The 19,483-nt window shown below is 72.7% G+C and carries 22 protein-coding genes; 12 read left to right on the top strand and 10 right to left on the bottom strand.

The genetic code is table 11. The annotated features are described in order from the left end of the window. Window positions 1-173 precede the first annotated feature (173 nt). Genes EYQ95_RS23835 through EYQ95_RS23845 form a run of 3 tightly spaced genes read left to right on the top strand, consistent with a single transcriptional unit; the run spans window position 174 to window position 3,843 of the window. Window positions 174-1,829, top strand: coding sequence for a serine hydrolase (locus EYQ95_RS23835; RefSeq protein WP_132331308.1), 1,656 nt, complete (start codon window positions 174-176; stop codon window positions 1,827-1,829). Further along, complete coding sequence (locus EYQ95_RS23840) at window positions 1,826-3,094, top strand: sensor histidine kinase (RefSeq protein ID WP_132331310.1); 1,269 nt, start codon at window positions 1,826-1,828, stop codon at window positions 3,092-3,094. The genes EYQ95_RS23835 and EYQ95_RS23840 overlap by 4 nt, the downstream gene beginning before the upstream one ends. Beyond that, window positions 3,091-3,843: a LytTR family DNA-binding domain-containing protein gene (locus EYQ95_RS23845; RefSeq protein ID WP_132331312.1), complete on the top strand. Its 753-nt coding sequence runs from the start codon at window positions 3,091-3,093 to the stop codon at window positions 3,841-3,843. Before EYQ95_RS23840 ends, EYQ95_RS23845 begins: the two co-directional genes overlap by 4 nt. A gap of 4 nt (window positions 3,844-3,847) precedes the next feature. Here EYQ95_RS23845 and EYQ95_RS23850 read toward each other — a convergent pair whose 3' ends face one another. After that, window positions 3,848-5,068: an ectonucleotide pyrophosphatase/phosphodiesterase gene (locus EYQ95_RS23850; RefSeq protein WP_132331314.1), complete on the bottom strand. Its 1,221-nt coding sequence runs from the start codon at window positions 5,066-5,068 to the stop codon at window positions 3,848-3,850. Between the two features lie 210 nt (window positions 5,069-5,278). Here EYQ95_RS23850 and EYQ95_RS23855 point away from each other — a divergent pair, with 210 nt between their 5' ends. The 4 genes from EYQ95_RS23855 (at window position 5,279) to EYQ95_RS23870 (ending at window position 8,690) form a co-directional block, all read left to right on the top strand. Further along, window positions 5,279-5,578, top strand: coding sequence for a hypothetical protein (locus EYQ95_RS23855; RefSeq protein WP_132331316.1), 300 nt, complete (start codon window positions 5,279-5,281; stop codon window positions 5,576-5,578). Window positions 5,579-5,671: 93 nt separating this feature from the next. Next, entirely contained in the window at window positions 5,672-7,342 is a 1,671-nt protein-coding gene (gene hutU, locus EYQ95_RS23860; protein ID WP_132331318.1) for a urocanate hydratase, read from the top strand. A 3-nt stretch (window positions 7,343-7,345) separates the two neighbouring features. Continuing rightward, a complete protein-coding gene (locus tag EYQ95_RS23865) occupies window positions 7,346-7,624 on the top strand; it encodes a DUF3253 domain-containing protein (RefSeq protein WP_132331320.1) in 279 nt (92 codons plus the stop codon). 61 nt (window positions 7,625-7,685) lie between these two features. After that, window positions 7,686-8,690 carry a diguanylate cyclase gene (locus EYQ95_RS23870; protein WP_132331322.1) on the top strand — a complete coding sequence of 335 codons (1,005 nt, stop codon included), beginning with the start codon at window positions 7,686-7,688 and terminating at the stop codon, window positions 8,688-8,690. A gap of 6 nt (window positions 8,691-8,696) precedes the next feature. On the opposite strand, the gene EYQ95_RS23875 is transcribed toward EYQ95_RS23870, so the two are convergent. The 4 genes from EYQ95_RS23875 to EYQ95_RS23890 form a co-directional block, all read right to left on the bottom strand. Beyond that, window positions 8,697-9,509, bottom strand: coding sequence for a hypothetical protein (locus tag EYQ95_RS23875; protein WP_132331324.1), 813 nt, complete (start codon window positions 9,507-9,509; stop codon window positions 8,697-8,699). Window positions 9,510-9,584: 75 nt separating this feature from the next. Beyond that, on the bottom strand, window positions 9,585-9,992 hold the full coding sequence (locus EYQ95_RS23880; protein ID WP_132331326.1) for a hypothetical protein: 408 nt from the start codon (window positions 9,990-9,992) through the stop codon (window positions 9,585-9,587). Between the two features lie 10 nt (window positions 9,993-10,002). Next, window positions 10,003-11,253: a zinc-dependent alcohol dehydrogenase gene (locus tag EYQ95_RS23885; protein ID WP_132331328.1), complete on the bottom strand. Its 1,251-nt coding sequence runs from the start codon at window positions 11,251-11,253 to the stop codon at window positions 10,003-10,005. A 73-nt stretch (window positions 11,254-11,326) separates the two neighbouring features. Then, complete coding sequence (locus EYQ95_RS23890; RefSeq protein ID WP_132331330.1) at window positions 11,327-11,647, bottom strand: DUF6122 family protein; 321 nt, start codon at window positions 11,645-11,647, stop codon at window positions 11,327-11,329. A 574-nt stretch (window positions 11,648-12,221) separates the two neighbouring features. On the opposite strand from EYQ95_RS23890, the gene EYQ95_RS23895 reads away from it, so the two are divergent. Continuing rightward, a complete protein-coding gene (locus EYQ95_RS23895) occupies window positions 12,222-12,470 on the top strand; it encodes a hypothetical protein (RefSeq protein WP_132331332.1) in 249 nt (82 codons plus the stop codon). On the opposite strand, the gene EYQ95_RS23900 is transcribed toward EYQ95_RS23895, so the two are convergent. Together EYQ95_RS23900 and EYQ95_RS23905 are read right to left on the bottom strand one after the other, a co-directional pair. Further along, complete coding sequence (locus EYQ95_RS23900; protein ID WP_132331334.1) at window positions 12,461-14,962, bottom strand: ABC transporter permease; 2,502 nt, start codon at window positions 14,960-14,962, stop codon at window positions 12,461-12,463. The two genes, EYQ95_RS23895 and EYQ95_RS23900, sit on opposite strands and share 10 nt — an antisense overlap. Beyond that, window positions 14,962-15,603: an ABC transporter ATP-binding protein gene (locus tag EYQ95_RS23905; RefSeq protein ID WP_305792182.1), complete on the bottom strand. Its 642-nt coding sequence runs from the start codon at window positions 15,601-15,603 to the stop codon at window positions 14,962-14,964. Before EYQ95_RS23905 ends, EYQ95_RS23900 begins: the two co-directional genes overlap by 1 nt. A 132-nt stretch (window positions 15,604-15,735) precedes the next feature. On the opposite strand from EYQ95_RS23905, the gene EYQ95_RS23910 reads away from it, so the two are divergent. Continuing rightward, entirely contained in the window at window positions 15,736-16,434 is a 699-nt protein-coding gene (locus EYQ95_RS23910) for an arylesterase (RefSeq protein WP_132331338.1), read from the top strand. An 88-nt stretch (window positions 16,435-16,522) separates the two neighbouring features. Here the strand turns inward: EYQ95_RS23910 and EYQ95_RS23915 are convergent, their stop codons facing one another. Then, the gene (locus EYQ95_RS23915) at window positions 16,523-16,900 is read right to left on the bottom strand and encodes a hypothetical protein (RefSeq protein ID WP_132331340.1); all 378 of its coding nucleotides are present in this window, start codon (window positions 16,898-16,900) and stop codon (window positions 16,523-16,525) included. Between the two features lie 546 nt (window positions 16,901-17,446). On the opposite strand from EYQ95_RS23915, the gene EYQ95_RS23920 reads away from it, so the two are divergent. After that, window positions 17,447-17,719, top strand: a complete 273-nt coding sequence (locus tag EYQ95_RS23920) for an HU family DNA-binding protein (RefSeq protein ID WP_132331342.1) — start codon at window positions 17,447-17,449, stop codon at window positions 17,717-17,719. 60 nt (window positions 17,720-17,779) lie between these two features. Here EYQ95_RS23920 and EYQ95_RS23925 read toward each other — a convergent pair whose 3' ends face one another. Both EYQ95_RS23925 and EYQ95_RS23930 read right to left on the bottom strand, forming a co-directional pair. After that, on the bottom strand, window positions 17,780-17,998 hold the full coding sequence (locus tag EYQ95_RS23925; protein WP_132331344.1) for an RNA-binding S4 domain-containing protein: 219 nt from the start codon (window positions 17,996-17,998) through the stop codon (window positions 17,780-17,782). A gap of 1 nt (window position 17,999) precedes the next feature. Next, window positions 18,000-18,395 carry a DoxX family protein gene (locus EYQ95_RS23930; RefSeq protein ID WP_132331346.1) on the bottom strand — a complete coding sequence of 132 codons (396 nt, stop codon included), beginning with the start codon at window positions 18,393-18,395 and terminating at the stop codon, window positions 18,000-18,002. Between the two features lie 118 nt (window positions 18,396-18,513). On the opposite strand from EYQ95_RS23930, the gene EYQ95_RS23935 reads away from it, so the two are divergent. After that, window positions 18,514-18,903, top strand: coding sequence for a VOC family protein (locus EYQ95_RS23935; RefSeq protein ID WP_132331348.1), 390 nt, complete (start codon window positions 18,514-18,516; stop codon window positions 18,901-18,903). A 146-nt stretch (window positions 18,904-19,049) separates the two neighbouring features. Beyond that, the gene (locus EYQ95_RS23940) at window positions 19,050-19,406 is read left to right on the top strand and encodes a cupin domain-containing protein (RefSeq protein ID WP_132331350.1); all 357 of its coding nucleotides are present in this window, start codon (window positions 19,050-19,052) and stop codon (window positions 19,404-19,406) included. Window positions 19,407-19,483 lie beyond the last annotated feature (77 nt).

A 19,483-nucleotide genomic window follows, 5' to 3' on the forward strand; every position in this document is an offset into this window, starting at 1 on the left:
CGGCGTGGACGCGGGCCCCGTGCACGGCATTGCCGTCGACACGCGCGGCGGGCTGTGGCTCGCGCGTTTCGGCGCGGGGTTGGCGACGCGCCCGGCGGGCTTCGTCGCACGGCCGCACGCCGGGCCCGCGCGGCGTGCAGCCTCCAAGCACCCACCCAGACCGGAGGACGCCCATGCCGCGCAAGACCCTTCTCGCCCTCGTGTTCGCCGCCGCGCTTCCCGCCGCCGCGCAGGAGGCCGCGCCCGCCGGCCTCGCGCAGGCCGTGCGCGCACGCATCGACGGCGACCGCACCGGTGCCTGCCTGGCCGTCGCACGCATCGACGGCGATCGCGTCGAACACGCCTTCGAGTGCGCCGACCCCGCGCAGGCGGGGCGGATCGGCCCGGCGACCGCGTTCGAGATCGGCTCGGTCACCAAACCGATGACGGCCACGCTGCTCGCGCTGCACATCGCAGAGGGGCGCGCATCGCTGGAGGACCCGCTCGCCCGCCACCTGCCCGGCACGCGCATGCCGGAGTTCGGCGGCGAGCCGATCCGGTTGCGCCACCTGGTCACGCACACCTCCGGCCTGCCCGCACTGCCGGCGGGCCTGACGCCGGCGGACACGTCCGATCCCTACGCGGGGCTGGAGCCGGCGGCGCTGCTGGATGCGCTGTCGAAGACCACGCTCCACCGCGCGCCGGGCACGCGCTTCGAGTATTCGAATTTCGCGATGATGCTGCTCTCGCTCGTGGTCTCGCGCCTGGGCGATGCCGACATCGAGACGCAGCTGCGCGCGCGGCTCTTCCAGCCGGCCGGCATGCTTGGCGCGCACGTCGCGACGCCCCCGGCGGGCGTCACCGCCGCGCAGGGCCATCTCTCGACCGGACGGCCCACCGCGCCGTGGACCTTCCACCCGCAGCTGTCGGGCGTGGGCGGCGTGCGTGCGACGCTGGACGACATGGTGCGCTTCGTGCAGGCCCAGCTCGACGGCAGCGGCGATGCGCGGCTGGACGCGGCGCTGGCCGCCACGCGCATGCCCGTCGCCACGCCGGCCACGCCCGGCAACGTCGGCATGAACTGGATGCTCCAGCCCTGGCGCGACGGCGGCACCCTGGTCGCGCACGAAGGCGGAACGGGCGGCTTCTCGTCGCTGGTGGCCTTCGTGCCCGGCACGCGGCGCGGCGTCGTGATCCTGTCCGACACCTCGCTCAATGCGCTGGGCGGGCTCGGGCCGCTGGGCATGCACCTGCTCGATCGCTCCATGCCGGCGCCGAAGGCGCGCCGCGTCATCGCACCGGCGCCTGCGCTGCTCGCCGCGCTCGAAGGCCACTACCGGTTCGACAACGGCCTGGCGGTGCGGCTGTGGCAGCAGGACGGCGCGCTCTGGGGGCAGGCGGCGGGCCAGCCCGCGTTCCGCTTCGGCCACGACGATGCCGGCGACTTCCATCCGCTCGACTTCGACGCGCTGATGACCCCGCAGCGACAGCCCGACGGTCGCTACGCCCTGCGCTGGATGCAGGGCGGCGGCGTGATGAGCGCGCGGCGGGTGGACACGGAGGCGGGCTCCGCGGCGCGGTACGACGTGCCGGCCGGGCGGCTGGCGGACTATGTCGGCCGCTATCCGCTCGCGCCGGGGTTCGAGCTCGCCTTCACCGTGGACGGCGGACGCCTGCACGTGCAGGGCACCGGCCAGCCGGCGATCGCGCTCGATGCGGTGGAGCACGACGTCTTCGTGGCCGATGCGGTCGGCGCCGAGCTGCGCTTCGAACGCGGAGGCGACGGCAGGGTGACCGCGGTGGCGCTGCGCCAGGGCGGGCAGGTGCTGCGCGGGGAGCGCGTGCCATGAGCGCCGCGCCGTCGCTCATGTCGCGGCTGCCGGCGGACGTGGTGGACGGCGGCGGCCTGCCCTGGACGCGCTACCGCCAGTACCCGGTGTTCGGCCTGCGCTGGCTGGCCGGCCGCACGCTGCTGTTCGGCGCGGCCATCGGCGCCTTCGCGCTGGTGAGCGCGCTGGGCATCGGCTTCTCCACGCGCGACTACGCCACCGGCGCGCTGGTCGGCGTGCTCAGCTTCGCCGCCTTCATGGCCATGGCGACCGCCGGCCCGGCGCTGGCCACCTGGGTGCGCCACCGACGCTGGCCGCAACGGCGCGAGCGGGCCGCGGTGGTGCTGGCCATCCTGCTGGGCGTGGTCGCCAGCTACTTCGCGGACAGGTGGGCCTCGGGGCACATCGAGCAGCGCGTCGAGGCGGCGATGCACGGCCCGGTGCGCGCGGTCGGGCCGCGCGTCGGTCCGTCGGTCGCGGCCAGCCCGCGCGCCATCCGCGATCGCATGGCCGCCGCGCCGCCGCTGGAACAGGCCGCCGCGCTCACCGTCAACATCGTGGTGGTGCTGGTGATCTACGGGCTGTTCGGCGGCGGGCTCGCGCTTCGCGCCTACTTCGGCGAGCAGCGCAGGCGCGAGGAGAGCGAGCACCGCCGGGCGCTGGAGCAGGCCAACGAGACACGCCGCGCCGCCGAGCTGAAGCTGGGCGTGCTGCAGGCGCAGGTCGAGCCGCATTTCCTGTTCAACACGCTGGCCGCGGTGCGCGCGCTGCTGCGCGAGCGCCCCGCGCAGGCGGAGGAGACGCTGGATGCGCTGGTGGCCTACCTGCGCGCCAGCCTCCCGCGCCTGCGCGGCGACGCCGTCGCGCTGGACAGTACGCTGGGCGACCAGGTGGACCTGTGCACCCACTACCTCGACGTCATGCGCCTGCGCAGCGGCGGGCGCATCACGCATGCGGTGGAGATGGACGCCGCGCTGCGCGACGCGCCGTTCCCGCCGCTGCTGCTGATCACGCTGGTCGAGAACGCGGTCAAGCACGGGGCGGAGCCCAGGCCGGGCCCGGGTCGGGTCGTCCTGCGCGCGTTCCGTGTCGCGGACCGCCTGCGCGTGGAGGTGGAGGACGACGGCGCCGGCCTGCGCCCCGGTGCCCACGGCGGCGGGCTGGGGCTGGAGAACGTGCGCGGCCAGCTGCGCGCGCGCTACGGCGGGCAGGCCTCGTTCACGCTGCAGGGGCGCGCGGGCGGCGGCACACTGGCGGCGATCGAGCTGCCGATGGAATGCCCATGAGCGACGCGCCCCGCGCGATCCTCGCCGAGGACGAGGCGCCCCAGCGCGAGGCGCTGGTCGCCATGCTCGCGCAGGCCTGGCCCGAGCTGCGTGTCGTGGCCTGCGAGGACGGCATCGCCGCGCTCGAGGCGGTCGCGCTGCACCGCCCGCAGGTCGCCTTCCTCGACATCCGCATGCCCGGCGTGGGCGGGCTCGACGTCGCACGCACCGTGGCGGCCTGCGGCGGGCACGTGGTGTTCACCACCGCGTTCGACGACTACGCCGTGTGTGCCTTCGAGGCCGGCGCGGTGGACTACCTGCTCAAGCCCATCGCCGCGGACCGCCTCGCGCAGGCGGTGGAGCGCGTGCGCGCGCGGCTGGGCCAGGCCGCGCCCACCGCGGCCATCGACGCGCTGGAAGCCGCGCTGCGCCCGCGCGGGGAGCGCGAGGTGCGCTGGATCACCGCCGGCATCGGCGACAGCGTGCGCCTGATCGGCATCGACGAGGTCGTCTACTTCCAGGCGCAGGACAAGTACGTGCGGGTGGTCACCGCCACCGACGAGGCGCTGATCCGCATGCCGCTGAAGGAGATCGCGGCGGGGCTGGACCCGGACGCGTTCTGGCAGGTGCACCGCGGCTGCGTGGTGCGCGTGGCGGCGATCGACCGCCTGCGCCGCGACGAGCTCGGGCGCCACCTGCTGCAGCTCAAGGGCCGCGACGAGCGGTTGCCGGTCAGCGCCGCGTTCATGCAGCGCTTCCGGGGCATGTGAGCGCTCAGCGCAGCGCGGGCGCCAGGGTCGCGGGGTCGCCGTCGTGCGGCTGCGGAACGAGGCCCAGCAGGCGCGCGAGCATGGGGTAAAGGTCCACGTTGTCGAATGCGGGCAGGCGGGTGCCTGCGCGGAACGAAGGGCCGGCGGCGATGAAGAGCGCGGCCATCGAAGGGTGGGCCGGGTCGTAGCCATGCGAGCCGCGCGGCGCCGCGTAGCCGCCGCGCCGGGCGATGCGCTCGGCCGTTTCCGCGTCCCAGCCGGCATCCATCTGGCAGACGATGGCCGGCACGCGCGGATGGCGGCCGTAATGCCAGCGGGCCGGCAGCGTCTCGCGCGTCCAGCATTCGTGGTGCGCGTGGCGGCCGACCAGCACGCGCACCGCCTCGGCCTCGCGCCCGGGCAGCGGCTGCAGGCCGATGAGCTGGCCCCAGGTCACCCGTCGCACCAGGTCCGGCGGCGCCAGGCGGTCGACGTCCACCACCCGGCCGTGCGCGACCTCCGCCATCCCGTGGTCGGACACGACGACCAGGTCCACCTGGTCGCGAAGCCCCAGTGCGTCCAGGCCGTGCAGCAGGCGCGCCAGGTGGCCGTCGAGGGCGCGGGTCGCGGCCTGCGCCTCGGGCGAGGCCGGGCCGTGGTCGTGGGCGGCCTCGTCCAGCGCCTCGAAGTACAGGGTGACCAGCCGCGGCCGCGCGCGGGCAGGACGCCCCAGCCACTCAAGCACCGTATCCACGCGCCGTTCGCCGCTGAGCGACTCGTCGTACTCGCGCCATTCCGACGGGCGCACGCCGCCGATCGCGGCCGAGCTGCCGGGCCAGAACATCGTCGCCGTGCGCAGCCCGGCCTTCTCCGCGGTCACCCAGAGCGGCTCGCCGCCCCACCAGCGCGCGTCGCCCACCGCGGCCGCATCGCCGGTGTGGAACGCGCCCAGCACCGGGTCGTGCATGGTGTTGTGGACGATGCCGTGGCGGTCCGGCCGCAGCCCGGTCACCAGCGTGTAGTGGTTGGGGAAGGTGAGGGACGGATACGAGGGCCGCATCGCTTCGCTGGTCACGCCGCCGCGGGCGAGCGCGTCGAGGGTCGGCGTCATGCCGTGGCCGAGGTCCTGCGGGCGGAAGCCGTCGAGCGAGACCAGCACGAGCGTGCGGGGCGGCGGGGCGGGGTGGAGGCTGGAGCAGGCGCTGGCGAGCAGGACGAGCAGCAGCAGGGCGACGCGTTGGATCACGGCAGGCTGGCGGACTTCGGGCGACGCGGCGACTTTAGCCGCTGGGGATGACAGCCGGTCGCGCGATTCGGGCGGCGTCGACGCGGTCGACGCGCCCCGCCACCCGGGCGGCCTAAGCCGGTCCTGAACAGCCCGCGCGCGGCGCCGGGCGGTCGTGCGCCATGCGCCGCGGGAGGCGTATCGTGGACCGGTCCCACGGGAGCCACGACCATGCGCATCTCACCGATCCTGCTGACCGTCCTGCTGGCCACCGCCGCGCCCGCGATGGCGCAGGAACCCGCGCCGGCCGGCCCGCAGCCCGCCGCGTCCGCCGCCGAGGCCGCGCGCGAGGCCGACCGCAAGGTCGACCGCCACTGCCTGAAGGAAACCGGCACCCACATCCGCGCGCGCCGGGGCGAGCGCCGCTGCAGCGCCTTCGCCGGCCGCGTCTGGACCCGCGAGGACCTTGACCGCACGGGCTACGTGAACATCGCCGACGCCCTGCGCGCGCTCGACGTCTCCATCCGCTGATTGGCGCCTCCCGCCTGCGACGCCCGGCCCCGCGCCGGGCGTCGTCGTTTCGGCCTGCGATAATCCGCGGCTCGCATCAAGGAGCCGCACAGGATGTCCACCCGAGTCGATCCCTCCCGCGTCATCCGCGCCCCGCGCGGCAGCGAGAAGACCTGCAGGTCGTGGCTGACCGAGGCCGCGTACCGCATGATCCAGAACAACCTGGATCCCGACGTGGCCGAGAACCCGGCCGAACTGGTGGTCTACGGCGGCATCGGCCGCGCCGCGCGCGACTGGGAATGCTTCGACGCGATCCTGCAGTCGCTGCGCGAACTCGGCGACGACGAGACGCTGCTGGTGCAGTCGGGCAAGCCGGTCGGCATCTTTCCCACGCATCCCGACGCGCCGCGCGTGCTGCTCGCCAACTCGAACCTCGTGCCGCACTGGGCCACGTGGGAGCACTTCAACGAGCTCGACCGCAAGGGCCTGATGATGTACGGCCAGATGACGGCCGGCTCGTGGATCTACATCGGCTCGCAGGGCATCGTGCAGGGCACGTACGAGACCTTCGTCGAGATGGGCCGCCAGCACTACGGCGGCGACCTCACCGGCAAGTGGATCCTCACCGCGGGCCTGGGCGGCATGGGCGGCGCGCAGCCGTTGGCGGCCACGCTCGCCGGTGCCTGCTCGCTCAACATCGAATGCCAGCAGTCGCGCATCGACTTCCGCCTGCGCACGCGCTATGTCGACGAGCAGGCCACCGATCTCGACGACGCGCTGGCGCGCATCGCAAAGTACACGCAGGCCGGCGAGGCGAAGTCGATCGCGCTGCTCGGCAACGCGGCCGAAGTGCTGCCCGAACTCGTGCGCCGCGGTGTGCGCCCCGATGCGGTGACCGACCAGACCAGTGCGCACGATCCCGTGCACGGCTACTTGCCGATCGGCTGGACGGTCGAGCAGTGGCTCGACACGCAGAAGAGCGACCCGGTGCGCGTGCGCGACGAGGCGAAGAAGTCGATGCGCGTGCACGTCGAGGCGATGCTCGCGTTCAAGCGCCAGGGCATCCCGACCTTCGACTACGGCAACAACATCCGCCAGATGGCCTTCGACGAAGGCTGCACGGATGCCTTCGACTTCCCGGGCTTCGTGCCGGCCTACGTGCGCCCGCTGTTCTGCCGCGGCGTCGGCCCGTTCCGCTGGGTCGCGCTCTCGGGCGATCCGGAGGACATCTACCGGACGGACGCGAAGGTCAAGGAACTGATCCCCGACGACCCGCACCTGCATCGCTGGCTGGACATGGCGCGCGAGCGCATCGCCTTCCAGGGCCTGCCGGCGCGCATCTGCTGGGTGGGCCTGGGCCAGCGCCACCGCCTGGCGCTCGCCTTCAACGAGATGGTGCGCAACGGCGAGCTCAACGCGCCCGTCGTGATCGGCCGCGACCACCTCGACAGCGGCTCGGTCGCCTCGCCCAACCGCGAGACCGAGGCGATGAAGGACGGCTCCGACGCCGTCTCCGACTGGCCGCTGCTCAACGCCATGCTCAACGTCGCCGGCGGCGCGACCTGGGTCTCGCTGCACCATGGCGGCGGCGTCGGCATGGGCTACTCGCAGCACTCGGGCGTGGTGATCGTCTGCGACGGCAGCGAGGCCGCCGACCGCCGGCTCGCGCGCGTGCTCTGGAACGACCCCGGCACCGGCGTCATGCGCCACGCCGATGCGGGCTACGACATCGCGCAGCAGTGCGCGGTGGAGCAGGGGCTCAAGCTGCCGATGCTCGCGCGCTGAGCCATGCCGGACGATCGCGACATCGAGCGCGCGATCGTCGGCCTGCTGTCGAAGCGGGCCCCGGAGGCGTCCATCTGCCCGTCGGAAGCCGCCCGCGCCCTCGGCGGCGACTGGCGCGCCTCGATGCCGCGCGTGCGGGATGTGGCGGCATCGCTCGCGCGGGCGCGTCGCATCCGGGTGACGCAAGGGGCGCGTGAGATCGCGCCGGACGACGTCGCCCACGCCGAGGGACCGATCCGCCTGCGGCGCGGTGCCGGATACGACGCCCGGCTAGCCGACTGATGCTCCGCTCGATCCGCGGCGCCGCCTCCCGCGGCGCGATCCCATCCGCTATCGTCGCGCGATGGACCCCATCCTCGCCAGGCTGGCCGATTCGGTCGCGCAAGCTGACAGCCTCCAGTCGCTCACGCGCCCGCTTCTCGAACTGCTCGAAGCGGTAACGGGCCTCGAATCCACCTACCTCACGCGGATCGACTTCGACGAGGGCGTGCAGCACGTGCTGTATGCGCGCAATACGCGCAGCCTCGAGATCCCCGAGGGCATTGTGGTGCCGTGGTCGGACACCCTGTGCAAGCGCGCGCTCGACGAAGGGCGCATGTACACGGACGACGTCGCGGGATGCTGGGGCGATTCGGACGCCGCGCGCGCGCTCGGCATCGCGACCTACGTCAGCACCCCGGTGCGCCTGGACGACGGCGAGGTCTACGGCACGCTCTGCGCCGCGAGCGGCACCCGTGCCAGCATGCCCGACGGCGCCGACAGGGTACTCGACTTGTTCGCATGCCTGATCGCACGGCATGTCGAGCGCGAGCGCCTGCTGCAACGGCTGCAGGCGGCTAACGAGATGCTCGCGCAGACCGCGTGCACCGATGCGCTGACGCGCCTGCCGAACCGGCGCGCGTTCGACGAGGAACTGGCGCGCATGCTCGCGCGCTGCCGGCGCGACGGGTCGTCGCTCGCGGTGGCCTACGTCGACCTCGACGGCCTGAAGGCGATCAACGACCGGCTCGGCCATGGCGCGGGCGACGAGCTCCTCGTGCACTTGGCGCGGGCGATCGAGGGCGGTTGCCGCGCGGGCGATTTCGTCGCGCGCGTCGGCGGCGACGAATTCGTCGTGCTCGCACCCATTGCCGCGGAGGCCGCCACCCGCGCGCTCGATGCGCTGGCGGGCCACCTCGAGGCGGCCACGCGCGGGCGCTACAGGGTCGCGGGCGAGGTGCTCGACTACGCGGGCGCCAGTGTCGGCGTGGTAATGGCGGGCGACGAGGACGCCGCGTCGCTCGTCGCGCGCGCGGACGCCGCGATGTACGAGCGGAAGCGCTCGCGACGGGAATGCGAGGCGCGTTGAAGCGCTTCACCCGGGCGGCGCGGCCCCGTTCCTGCGCGCCGGGCCGGGTTGGTCGCATGCGCCATCTTCGCAGGCGCGCTCGACCCGAGCGCGCAGCTCGTCGTCGCCGAACAGGTCGCGCAGCAGCCGCAGCTGGTGGAACAGGCGCGGGCTGTCGACCAGCTTCAGGCGCTCGATCCAGCGGCGGGTGGGGGTGAAGTCGAGCAGGTCGATCCCCGTGGCCTCGCGGATCGCCTCGAGCTTGCGCAGGCCCGCATCGACGCGGGCGGCGTCGTGGAAGGGCAGCGGCGGGGCGACCTCGCGGGCCTGCTGCTGCTTTTCCCATTCGCGGCGGTGGTGCGCGACCAGCGCGACGTGGTCCTCCGGCTCGAGCTTCGCACGGGCCCGCAGCAGCGAGGCGACGAAGGCGCGCGGCATGGGCTCGGGCTCGCGCGTGGCCGGCTGCACGCTGCGGCGGACGGTGCCGCCCGGCAGCAGTTCCCACAGGCCCCAGCCCACGGGCAACTCGCCTTCGCGCACCACGCCGCTGGGCGCGAACACGCACCAGCGGTCGCAGTAGCGGGCGATGCGGTCGGCCTTGGCGGGATTCTTCAGCTCGCCCAGCCAGTCGCCACGCGCGGTCTTGAACTCGAAACCGCAGATCTCGAAGCCGCGCGAGGGATAGGTCGAGATCACCAGCGCGTCCGCACGCGAACCGTAGTGCGTGCCGGTGCTCTCGGGCACTTCGAACAGCACGACGTACTCGGGCATCGGATGCGCGAGCTTGAGGGCGACGCTCAGGTCGTGGCTGCTGGCGCGGGGGACTTCGGCGACGGACACGGGCGGCGGGTCGGGCGGGCGTCGGGGCATTGTCGCCCCCTGCGTCTCATCCAGCGCGACGCTGCCTTCGCGCGGTCAGTCGCGGGCCAGCCACCATGCCAGCACGATGGCGGCTGCTCCGACGAGCGCGAGCGAATGGGTGCGGCGGTTCCGGGAGAAGTCCGCCACCATGCCCTCGACGACGTTCACCCGGTCGGCCATCAGCAGCATCATCCAGTGCCGCAGGCGGCCTTCGCTGTGGCGGAACGCGGCGCGCCGGATCTTCCCCGACAGGCCCGACGGCGGCACGGCGGTGCCGAACACCGGGGTCAGGCCCGGGCGTTCGTTGGAGTGCAGCACCTCGACGGTGGGGGTCTGCGCTTCGGGAATCTCCCAGTGCGCATCGTCATCGCGCGGCGGCATGCGCTCCATCGGCACGGCGGGGCGGTTCTTGCGGTCGAGGTCGGCGCCCCAGCCGGGGATCTGCGATCGGTCGAAGGTCATGTCGTCGTCCTCAATGCACGTGCGGCGAGGCGACGGGCACCTCGGCGATGTCGGCGGTTCCCGGCGGGATGAGCAGCGGCTTGATGCAGCCCTCCTTCTTGCCCGAGAAGATGTTGTAGGCCTCCTCCACGTCCTCCAGCGGCACGCGGTGGGTGATGATCTCGCGGGGCTTGATGCGGCCGGCCATCACGTGCTCGATCAGCCGCGGCAGGTGGCGCTTCACGCTGGCCTGGTTGGCGCGGATGGTCAGGCCCTTGTTGACCACGTTGCCCAGCGGCACCGCGTTCACCGTGGGGCCGTAGACGCCGACGAGGGAGATGTTGCCGCCCTTGCGCACCGAGTTGATCGCCCACTGCGCGGCGGTGGCCGCGCCGGCCTGCAGCTTCATGCGCACGCCGGTGATGGATTGCCAGAGCGAGCCGTCGGCCTCGCCGGCCTGCAGCTTCATGCGCACGCCGGTGATCGACTGCCAGAGCGAGCCGTCGGCCTCGCCGCCCACCGCGTCGATGCACACGTCCGGGCCAAGCCAGTCGGTGATCTTCTTCAGGTGCAGCACCATGTCGTCGATCTCCTTGAAGTTGATCGTCTCGGCCGGCGCCCACTTCGCGACGAAGTCCAGGCGGTAGTCGACGTGGTCGACCACGATCACGCGGCCTGCGCCCATCAGCCAGCTGCAGCGCGCGGCGAGGATGCCGACCGGGCCGGCGCCGAAGACGACGACGGTATCGCCCTCCTTGATGTCGCCCATCTCCGCGGCCTGGTAGCCCGTGGGCACCACGTCGGTGGGCAGCACCGCGTCCTCGATATGCATGCCCTCGGGGATCTTCGTCGGCCCGATGTCGGCGAACGGCACGCGCACGTACTCGGCCTGGCCGCCGTGGTAGCCGCCCGTGGTGTGCGAATAGCCGAAGATGCCGCCCACGGCGGTCGCCTCGGGATTGGTGTTGTGGCAGTTGCCGTAGAGCTCGCGCTGGCAGAAGTAGCAGCTGCCGCAGGCGATGTTGAAGGGCACCAGCACGTGGTCGCCCACCTTCAGGTTCTGCACCGAGCTGCCCACCTGCTCGACGATCCCGCAGAACTCGTGGCCGAAGATCGTGCCCACGCGCGTATCGGGCACCAGGCCATGGTAGAGGTGCAGGTCGGAGCCGCAGATGCAGGTGCGGGTGACGCGCACGATGGCGTCGTGGGGGTGCTCGATCTTCGGGTCCGGCACCTGCTCGGCGCGAACCTTGTACGGGCGACGATACGTCGTGGCCAGCATGGGGGCGTCTCGTTCGGGGTCGAACCGAACGTAGGCGGCCGTGGGTCACGGCCACGCCAAGCGGCCGTGGGTTTCAGCCCATGCGCATCCACGCGCAGTCCAGTGCGTCCAGACCCAGATGCACCAGGAGGCCGATGGCGAGGAGGCGGGTCTTGCTGGGCAGCAGGAGCAGCACGTACGCGGCGGCGGCAGGCGCGGTATGCAACGGGTGGAAGCCGATGCTGCAGCGATCGGGCACGTAGACGGGATCGGCGAGCAGGTGATCGATGTCGATCAGCCAGCCTGCCAGCATCCATAGCCAGGCGCGCTTCCACCGTGGCCGGTGGAAGGCCAGCGCGATCGCCAGCGGGACGAGGGCATGCAGCGCGAGATGGATGAGTGCGCGGGCGTCCATGCGGCGATTGCAGCACGCCGCTGCATCCGGTGCGCCTGCGGCACGCGGACGACGCGTTCGCCGGTCGGACTCATGCGCGGTTAACGCGGGCCCTCGCAGTCTGGCCGCGGCCGCCGAACAAGCAAAGCTCCGGCACCGATAGCGGCCTCCGGCGCGACCGGTGCACAGGTACGCCGCGATCCACGCCTGAACGCCCCGGCACGACCGGGGCTTTTTACTGCGCGCCGTCACGGAACCGGCGGCCCGGTGGGCGCTTGCCCCGTCCGTCACGAACGACTCACGACTTCCCGTGCATGCTCGCCTCGTGGTCAGCTGCAACCGTTGTTGCTGTCTTTCCTCTCCAGCCCCGGGCGCTCCCCGGGGTTTTTGTTTACGCCGGCGTCACGTGCAGGTAACCACCCCGGGCGCAGCGTGCCCGGGCGACGGCTCTCCGTCGCGCATCCGGCGCCCGCCCGGATGCAGGCTCCCGCGAGGCCGGCGACCCCGCGTCCCTGACCGGGGTCGCCTCGCAGCGCGGCCCGCCGGATCGTCCGTGCCGGCTGTCGGGGACGTGGGCAGACCTAGCGGAGGATCGATGCACCTGCACGCCTACCGCCACGACGATGGCACGTTCGAGATCGTCTACGACCGGGCGCTGCTGGCCTCGGCCGTCGCCGGCGCCCGCGACCTGGGCGTGGCCGACATCGACCTCTCGGCGTTCTCGACGTCGCTCGTGCTCACCATCGGCCTCAGCGCGCGGGCGACGGCACGCGGGCGGGATGCGGTGGTGGTGGCGGACGCGCTCGCCCGCCGCGACGGGCGGGTGCCCACCGCTCAGTCCTGAAGCTCGCGCAGGGTCACCGAGGGCGGCGCATCGAGGATGCGGCGCGTCGCGAACAGGCCGGCCAGCACCGCCGCCAGGGTTCCGAGCGCGGCGCCGGCGGCAGCCAGTGCCCAGTCCGGGCGCCAGTCCAGCTCGAACACGCGCACCGCGACCACGCCCGCAAGGATCGAGGCCGCGATCGCGGCGACCAGCCCCGACAGCAGCCCCACCACGACGAACTCCGACGCCTGCGCCGCGCGCAACTGCCCGCGCCGGGCGCCGAGCACGCGCATCACCGCGCCCTCCAGCAGGCGCTCGTCCTGGCTCGCCGTGACCGCGGCCATCAGCACCAGCAGGCCGGCGGCCAGCGAGAACCAGAACACGACCTGCACCACGGTGGACACCTGGTCGCCGGTTGCACGCACCTGCGCAAGCACCGCGTCGACGTCGATCACGGTGAGGTTCGGGAACCGTTCCACCAGGCGCGCGGTGAAGCGCGCCTGCGCCGGCGGCACGTGCACGGCGGTGATCCAGCTGGCCGCGAACCCGTCCAGCGCGCCGGGAGAGGCGACCACGAAGAAGTTCGGGCGGAAGCTCTCCCAGTCCACCTCGCGCAGCGAGGTGATGCGGCCGGTGAAGGGCTCGCCGGCGACGTCGAAGGTGATGCGGTCCCCGATCTTCCAGCCCAGGCGGTCGGCGAAGTCCTTCTCCACCGACAGCTCGGGCGATGCGGGCCTGCCGTGCCACATGCGGCCTGCCGTGATGCGGTTGTCGTCACCGAAGCGCTCGGCCATCGACAGGTTGAACTCGCGCTCGGCCATGCGCCGCGCGCGTTGCTCGCCGTACTGCCCGGCGGACACCGCCTCGCCGTTCTTCGCGGTCAGGCGAGCACGGATCATCGGGAACAGCACGGGCGGCTCCACGCCCTCGCCGCGGATGAAGCCGCGCACGTCCTCGAGCTGGTCGTCCTGCACGTTGATGATGAAGCGGTTCGGCGCGTTCTCGGCCAGCGAGGTCTGCCAGCGGTCGATGAGGTCGGTGCGCACGAAGGTGAGCAGCAGGAGCGCCATCAGGCCCAGGCCGAGGGCGCAGACCTGCGCGATGCTGCTGCCCGCGCGGCGGCTCACGTTCGCAAGGCCGTAGCGCAGCGGCCCGCGCAGCCGTCCGCGCAGCATGCGCACCGTGGCGATCAGCAGCCAGGCGAGCAGGGCCAGCACGAGCAACGTGCCGACCAGGCCGGCCAGCATGGCGATGCCGAGCGTCGGCGACTCGGCCTTCCACCAGAGCAGGGCGCCGAGCCCGCCCAGGCCCAGCGCCGCAACCAGCCAGGCGCTCGGCTCGACGGGGTCGAGGTCGCGCCGCAGCACGCGCAGGGCGGGCACGCGGCGCAGCGCGAGCACCGGCGGCGCGCCGAAGGCCAGCAGCACGACCAGGCCGAGCGCGAGCCCCTGCAGCGCCGGCCACCAGCCCGCGGGAGGAATGGACAGGCCGAGGCGCTGCGAGAGCCATTGCCCGACGCCCCACTGCAGCACGAACGCGATGGCGACGCCGAGCAGGCTTGCCGCGAGCCCCAGCAACAGCAGCTCGCCCACGTGGATGCCCACCAGCCGGCGCTGGGTCGCGCCCAGGCAGCGCATCACCGCCGCGCCGTTGCGATGGCGTTCGCTGTGGCGGCGTGCCGCCATCGCGACGGCCACCGCGGCGAGCGTCACCGAGACCATCGCCGCCAGCCCCAGGAAGCGCCCCGCGCGCTCCAGCGCCGAGCGCACCTCGGGCCGCGCCTCGCCGATCGTCTCCATGCGCTGGCCGCGCGCGAGCGAGCTGCGCGCGATGCGGGTGAAACGCTCCACCGCGCCGGCCTCTCCGGCGACCACGAGCCGGTGCTGGATGCGGCTGCCCTCCTGCACGAGCCCCGTGGCAGGAAGCGCATCGAGGCGGATGAACACGCGTGGGGCGACGTTGAAGTAGTCGAAGGCCGCGTCCGGCTCCTGCGTGACCAGCGCGGCGATGCGGAAGCTCGACTCGCCCAGGCCGATCACGTCGCCGATGCCTGCATCCAGGGCTTGGGCACCGCTGCGGCTGATCCACGCGGTGCCGGGCTCGGGAATGCCGGTCGCATCGGCTTCGCGGCCCTGCGCGTCCACCAGGCGGAAGGCGCCGCGCAGCGGAAATCCCTCGCCCAGCGCGCGAAGCTCGGCTAGCTGCACGCGCGCCAACTCGCCCTGGCCCACGCTGGCCATGGTGTTGAGCTCCTGCGTGCTGGCGCTGCGCAGGCCCGGGGCGCGCGAAGCCTCCAGCAGCGGCCCCGCCGCGGGCGAATCCCCGCGGACCACCGCGTCCCCGCCGAGCAGGCGGTTGGCCTCGAGCGCCAGCGCGCGCGCGGCGCGATCGGTGACGAAGCCCACCGACGTCACCGCCACCACCGCCAGTACGAGTGCGGCGATGAGGATGCGTACCTCGCCTGCACGCAGGTCGCGCAGGAGCTGGCGCCAGGCCAGGCCGAGCGTGGCCATCAGCGCGTGGCCCGGTCGTCGACGAGGCGGCCGGCGTCCAGGCGCAGCGTGCGTCCGCAGCGCGCGGCCAGGGCCTCGTCATGCGTGACCAGCACGAGGGTGGTGCCTGCCTGCGCATTGAGTTCAAACAGCAGCTCGATGATCGCCGCGCCGGTGCGCGTGTCGAGGTTGCCGGTCGGCTCGTCGGCCAGCAGCAGGCCCGGGCGCGTCACGAAGGCGCGTGCCAGGGCCACGCGTTGCTGCTCGCCTCCGGAGATCTGGCGCGGGTAGTGGTCCAGGCGCTCGCCCAGCCCGACGCGGCGCAGGATCCCGCGTGCGGGCGCATCGGCGTCGCGGTCCCCGCGCAATTCCAGCGGCAGCATCACGTTCTCGATGGCGGTGAGCGAAGGCAACAGCTGGAAGTTCTGGAAGACGAAGCCGACCTTCTCGCCGCGCAGGCGCGCACGTCCGTCCTCGTCCAGCCCCGACAGCGCCTCGCCGTCGAGCAGCACGCGGCCCGAGCTCGGCGTGTCGAGCCCGGCCAGGAGCGAGAGCAGGGTGCTCTTGCCGGAACCGGATGCGCCCACGATCGCGACCGTCTCGCCCGGCAGGATCGAAAAGCCGATGCCGTCCAGGATCACCAACTCGCCCGCGGGCAGCATCACGCGCTTGCCGAGCGACTCCACGGCGAGGGCAGGGCGCGCGGTCGCCGCAGGCGTATTCGTTCGACTGGAGTTCACGGCAGCTTCGAGCATGATGATTCCCGCAGGGCCGATGTCCGGCCGGAGGACGCGATGAACTCCCCATATGCCGCCATGCGCATGCGACTTCAACTGCAGCAGGTCATGGCCCTCGCCATGGCGCTCCTGTTCGGTGCGGCACTCGCGCTCGTGGCCGGTGCGGCCAGTGCCGGAACCGGGCGCATGCCGCAGGCGCGTGCGGCTCCGAAGGTCGTGCTGGTGATGGGCGACTCGCTCTCGGCCGCCTATGGCATGGCGTCGTCCAGGGGGTGGGTCAGCCTGCTCGCATCGCAGCTGGACCGCTCGCATCCGGGCTGGTCCGTCGTGAACGCCAGCGTGAGCGGTGAAACCACGGCGGGCGGCGTGTCGCGGCTGCCGCGCCTGCTCCAGCGCGTCAAACCGGCGGTCGTGGTGATCCAGCTCGGTGCCAACGACGGCCTGCGCGGGCTTCCGCTCGACCGCATGCGCGCCAACCTCGATCGCATGATCCGGCTCTCGCAGGCCTCCGGCGCGAAGGTGCTGCTGGTGGGCATGCGCATGCCACCCAACCTCGGGCGCGCCTATACCGAGGGCTTCGCCAATACCTACGTGCAGCTGTCCAAGCAGCATCGCGTCGCGCTGCTGCCCTTCCTGCTGGAACCGGTCATGCTCGACCGCGGCGCGTTCCAGGGCGACAACCTGCATCCGACCGAAGCCGCGCAGCCCAAGCTGGCCCGCCACGTCTGGCCTGCACTGCAGCCGCTGCTTCGATAGGGGGAGGGGAAGAAGAACGCCCCGGCCGCACTGCGACCGGGGCGTTCCGTTGCCGTCGTGGCTGCCGCGCGGGCGCGGCCGGCGCGACTTACTTGCCGTCGGTGTTGTTCTTGCCGTCGGCCGCCGCGTTGGCTTCCTCGGCCGCGTCCTGGGCCTGCTCGGCCGTGTCGGCGGCCTGCTCGGCGGCGTCGGCCGCGTCGTCACGCGCCGTCACGTCGCCACCGGTGGCAGCGGCGTCGGCCGAGGTGGCGGCGGTCTGCGCGGCCGAAGCGGCGGTGTCGGCGGCGGCCTGCGCCGCGGCGGCGGCAGCGGCGTCGCCCGTGGCGGCGGCGTTGTTCGCAGCCTCCTGGGCCTCGCCCGCGGCCTCGGCGGCCTCGGCGGCCGAGTCCTCGGCCTGCTGCTGGTTGGTGCAAGCCGCCAGGGCGAAGCCGAGCGACATCGCGATGAGAGCCTTGGAAATGTTCATGGTGTGCCTCTTGGGAATGGGGGACGCGATCTGGCGTCGGGCGCAAGGATCGCAAGCGGCTGTAAAGGCCGTGCGAAGCCGATGTACACGCTGCGTGGACGTGGCCCATCCGCGGGCCGCCCGGCAGCGGTCGATCGACGCCAAGTGCCTGATGCGGCAGCCGCGCTGCCGGGTGGCCTACCGTTGGTCGGCATTGCGTTCCACGCCGCGCGGGCGTTCGTGATCCGTTTCGCCTGGGCCGATGGCGGTGCCTGGGTTCGGCACGTCCGGGCCACTGGCGGCTCATGGCGGGCGGGGGGCGCGGAGGCGGCGCTCCCGCGGGGACGTCGTGCCGGGCGGCCAGGTGTCCAGACGCTGCAAACCCCGCGCCACGGGGTTCGGCGGCGGAAGGGGGGTTCCGCTGGCAGCACCTGCACGTCCCGCGTGCCCGTGTCGGCAAGGCTGCATCGCCGGTTCCCGCGGCCGCGGGCGGACCGCCTGCCGCCCACGGAAGGCCCGCCGCTGCTAGGATGCGCGGCCCGCTACGGGTTCTACAGGAAGGTTTCAATGAACAAGTCGCAGCTCGTCGATGCCATCGCCGCCAAGTCCGGCCTGTCCAAGGCGCTGGCCGAGCAGGCGTTGAACGCCACCGTCGAGTCGATCACCGAGGCGCTCGCCGCGGGCGACAGCGTGTCGCTGGTCGGCTTCGGCACGTTCGAGGCACGCAGCCGCGCCGCCCGCCAGGGCCGCAACCCGAAGACCGGCGAGACGATCACGATCGAGGCGTCCAAGAACGCCGCGTTCAAGGCCGGCAAGGCGCTGAAGGACGCGCTGAAGTAAGCCGCGCCTCGATGCGACGGAAAAAGGCGGCCCCGTGGCCGCCTTTTTCATGCGCGAGGTTCAGCGCGCGACGACGTGGATCTCGACGTCGGCCACGCGCACCAGCTGGCCCGCGCGGATCTTGCAGGTCTTGCGCAGCTCCACGTCGCCGTCCACGGTGACCGCGCCGCTGGCCACGATCTGCTTGCCGGCGCCGCCACTGTCGCAGAGCCCGGCGAGCTTGAGCAGCTGGTTGAGTTCGACGTACTCGCCTTCCAGCGGAAATTCGATGCGTTGCACGTCAGCGCTCGTTGACCGAGAAGCGGCCCGGGCCGAGCAGCGCCAGCGCCAGCGCCGACACCAGGTACATGGCCTGCAGCTCCAGTGCCCAGCCACCGGTGCGGCCGAAGCTGCCCAGCTCGCCCATGTGCACGAGCAGAATGGCGAACACCATGTTGACGAAGACCAGCACCGCGCCGATGCGCGCGTGGAAGCCCGCGATCAGCATCAGCGGGCCGACCACCTCGCCCAGCAGCACGCCGTAGCCCAGTGCGCCGGGGAAGCCGCGCGCTTCCACCATGCCGACGATGCCGGCCATGCCGCCGTTGAGCTTGGCCAGGCCGTGCAGGAGCACCAGCAGGCCGAGCGTGACGCGCAGGACGAGCTTGGCGATGTCGTGCTGGGTATTGGCGTTCATTCGATCCCCCGGTTCGAAGCAGGGCGAGGATAGTCGCCGCCTGCGGCCCTGTCTGCGGGGCCGTGCACGGTCCGGCCCCGGCGCCTACCATCGCGGCATTCCCAGAGGAGTCGCCAGGATGATCGCCTACACCACCCTCGGCACCAACGATCTCGACCGCGCCGCGCGCTTCTACGATGAACTGCTGGCCGTCATCGGCGGCAGGCGCATGATGGAGGAAGCCGGCTACTACATCGCCTACGGCAACTCGAAGGAAGGCGCGGGCCTGGGCATCACGGTGCCCTTCAACAAGCAGCCGGCGACGGTGGGCAACGGCACCATGGTCGCGCTGGAGGCGAAGGACCGCGCGCAGGTCGACGCGCTGTACGCGAAGGCGCTCGAGCTGGGCGGCACGGACGAGGGCGCGCCGGGCGAGCGCTTCCCGGGCTTCTATGCCGCCTACTTCCGCGACCTGGATGGCAACAAGCTCAACATCTGCCACATGAGCTTCGACGGCCAGCCGGGCTGACGCAGGCGACCGCCGCTGGACCTGCGCGGGGCGGAGGAATTCGCCTGCGAGCGGGGCAGGTCCGGCGATGCTGCACCGGTGCGCGCCGCGGTCTTCTCATGGAGGCTCGACGCCCTGCATGCCAGCCTTGCGCGCGGAGGTGGCGAATGCGGCACAGGAAACTGCGGTTCGGCGAAGGCTTCCGCGTGGCCTTCGAGGTGCGGCGCGCGCAGTGCGCCGAGATGGTGCTGGCGCCGGGCGACAGCGAGGGTGGCGAGGACAACCGCCATCGCGGTGCCGACCAGTGGCTCTACGTCGTCGATGGCCGCGGCGTGGCCGTCGTCGAGGCGGCCGGCCACAAGCGCCGCATTCCCCTGGAGCCCGGCCGCCTCCTCGTCATCGAGAAGGGCGAGCGGCACGAGGTGCGAAACACCGGGGGCACGCTGCTGAAGACGCTCAACTTCTACTATCCGCCCGCGTTCGGGCGCGACGGCGAGCCGAAGGGGCCGGGAAGGAAGCGCTAGGGAAGGTCTGAACAACCCGCTCTGCCGCCCGGATTGCGGCATCGTGGCGCCGGCCTGGCGTCGCTTTCGAGCCGGAT

It is taken from the genome of Lysobacter sp. N42, assembly GCF_004344885.1.

Bases quoted from the DNA above. Each gene is read 5' to 3' on its own strand.
- EYQ95_RS23835 (WP_132331308.1), top strand. From the start codon at position 174: ATGCCGCGCAAGACCCTTCTCGCCCTCGTGTTCGCCGCCGCGCTTCCC.
- EYQ95_RS23840 (WP_132331310.1), top strand. From the start codon at position 1,826: ATGAGCGCCGCGCCGTCGCTCATGTCGCGGCTGCCGGCGGACGTGGTG.
- EYQ95_RS23845 (WP_132331312.1), top strand. From the start codon at position 3,091: ATGAGCGACGCGCCCCGCGCGATCCTCGCCGAGGACGAGGCGCCCCAG.
- EYQ95_RS23855 (WP_132331316.1), top strand. From the start codon at position 5,279: ATGCGCATCTCACCGATCCTGCTGACCGTCCTGCTGGCCACCGCCGCG.
- hutU (WP_132331318.1), top strand. From the start codon at position 5,672: ATGTCCACCCGAGTCGATCCCTCCCGCGTCATCCGCGCCCCGCGCGGC.
- EYQ95_RS23865 (WP_132331320.1), top strand. From the start codon at position 7,346: ATGCCGGACGATCGCGACATCGAGCGCGCGATCGTCGGCCTGCTGTCG.
- EYQ95_RS23870 (WP_132331322.1), top strand. From the start codon at position 7,686: ATGGACCCCATCCTCGCCAGGCTGGCCGATTCGGTCGCGCAAGCTGAC.
- EYQ95_RS23880 (WP_132331326.1), bottom strand. From the start codon at position 9,992: ATGACCTTCGACCGATCGCAGATCCCCGGCTGGGGCGCCGACCTCGAC.
- EYQ95_RS23885 (WP_132331328.1), bottom strand. From the start codon at position 11,253: ATGCTGGCCACGACGTATCGTCGCCCGTACAAGGTTCGCGCCGAGCAG.
- EYQ95_RS23890 (WP_132331330.1), bottom strand. From the start codon at position 11,647: ATGGACGCCCGCGCACTCATCCATCTCGCGCTGCATGCCCTCGTCCCG.
- EYQ95_RS23895 (WP_132331332.1), top strand. From the start codon at position 12,222: ATGCACCTGCACGCCTACCGCCACGACGATGGCACGTTCGAGATCGTC.
- EYQ95_RS23900 (WP_132331334.1), bottom strand. From the start codon at position 14,962: ATGGCCACGCTCGGCCTGGCCTGGCGCCAGCTCCTGCGCGACCTGCGT.
- EYQ95_RS23905 (WP_305792182.1), bottom strand. From the start codon at position 15,603: ATGCTGCCCGCGGGCGAGTTGGTGATCCTGGACGGCATCGGCTTTTCG.
- EYQ95_RS23910 (WP_132331338.1), top strand. From the start codon at position 15,736: ATGAACTCCCCATATGCCGCCATGCGCATGCGACTTCAACTGCAGCAG.
- EYQ95_RS23915 (WP_132331340.1), bottom strand. From the start codon at position 16,900: ATGAACATTTCCAAGGCTCTCATCGCGATGTCGCTCGGCTTCGCCCTG.
- EYQ95_RS23920 (WP_132331342.1), top strand. From the start codon at position 17,447: ATGAACAAGTCGCAGCTCGTCGATGCCATCGCCGCCAAGTCCGGCCTG.
- EYQ95_RS23930 (WP_132331346.1), bottom strand. From the start codon at position 18,395: ATGAACGCCAATACCCAGCACGACATCGCCAAGCTCGTCCTGCGCGTC.
- EYQ95_RS23935 (WP_132331348.1), top strand. From the start codon at position 18,514: ATGATCGCCTACACCACCCTCGGCACCAACGATCTCGACCGCGCCGCG.
- EYQ95_RS23940 (WP_132331350.1), top strand. From the start codon at position 19,050: ATGCGGCACAGGAAACTGCGGTTCGGCGAAGGCTTCCGCGTGGCCTTC.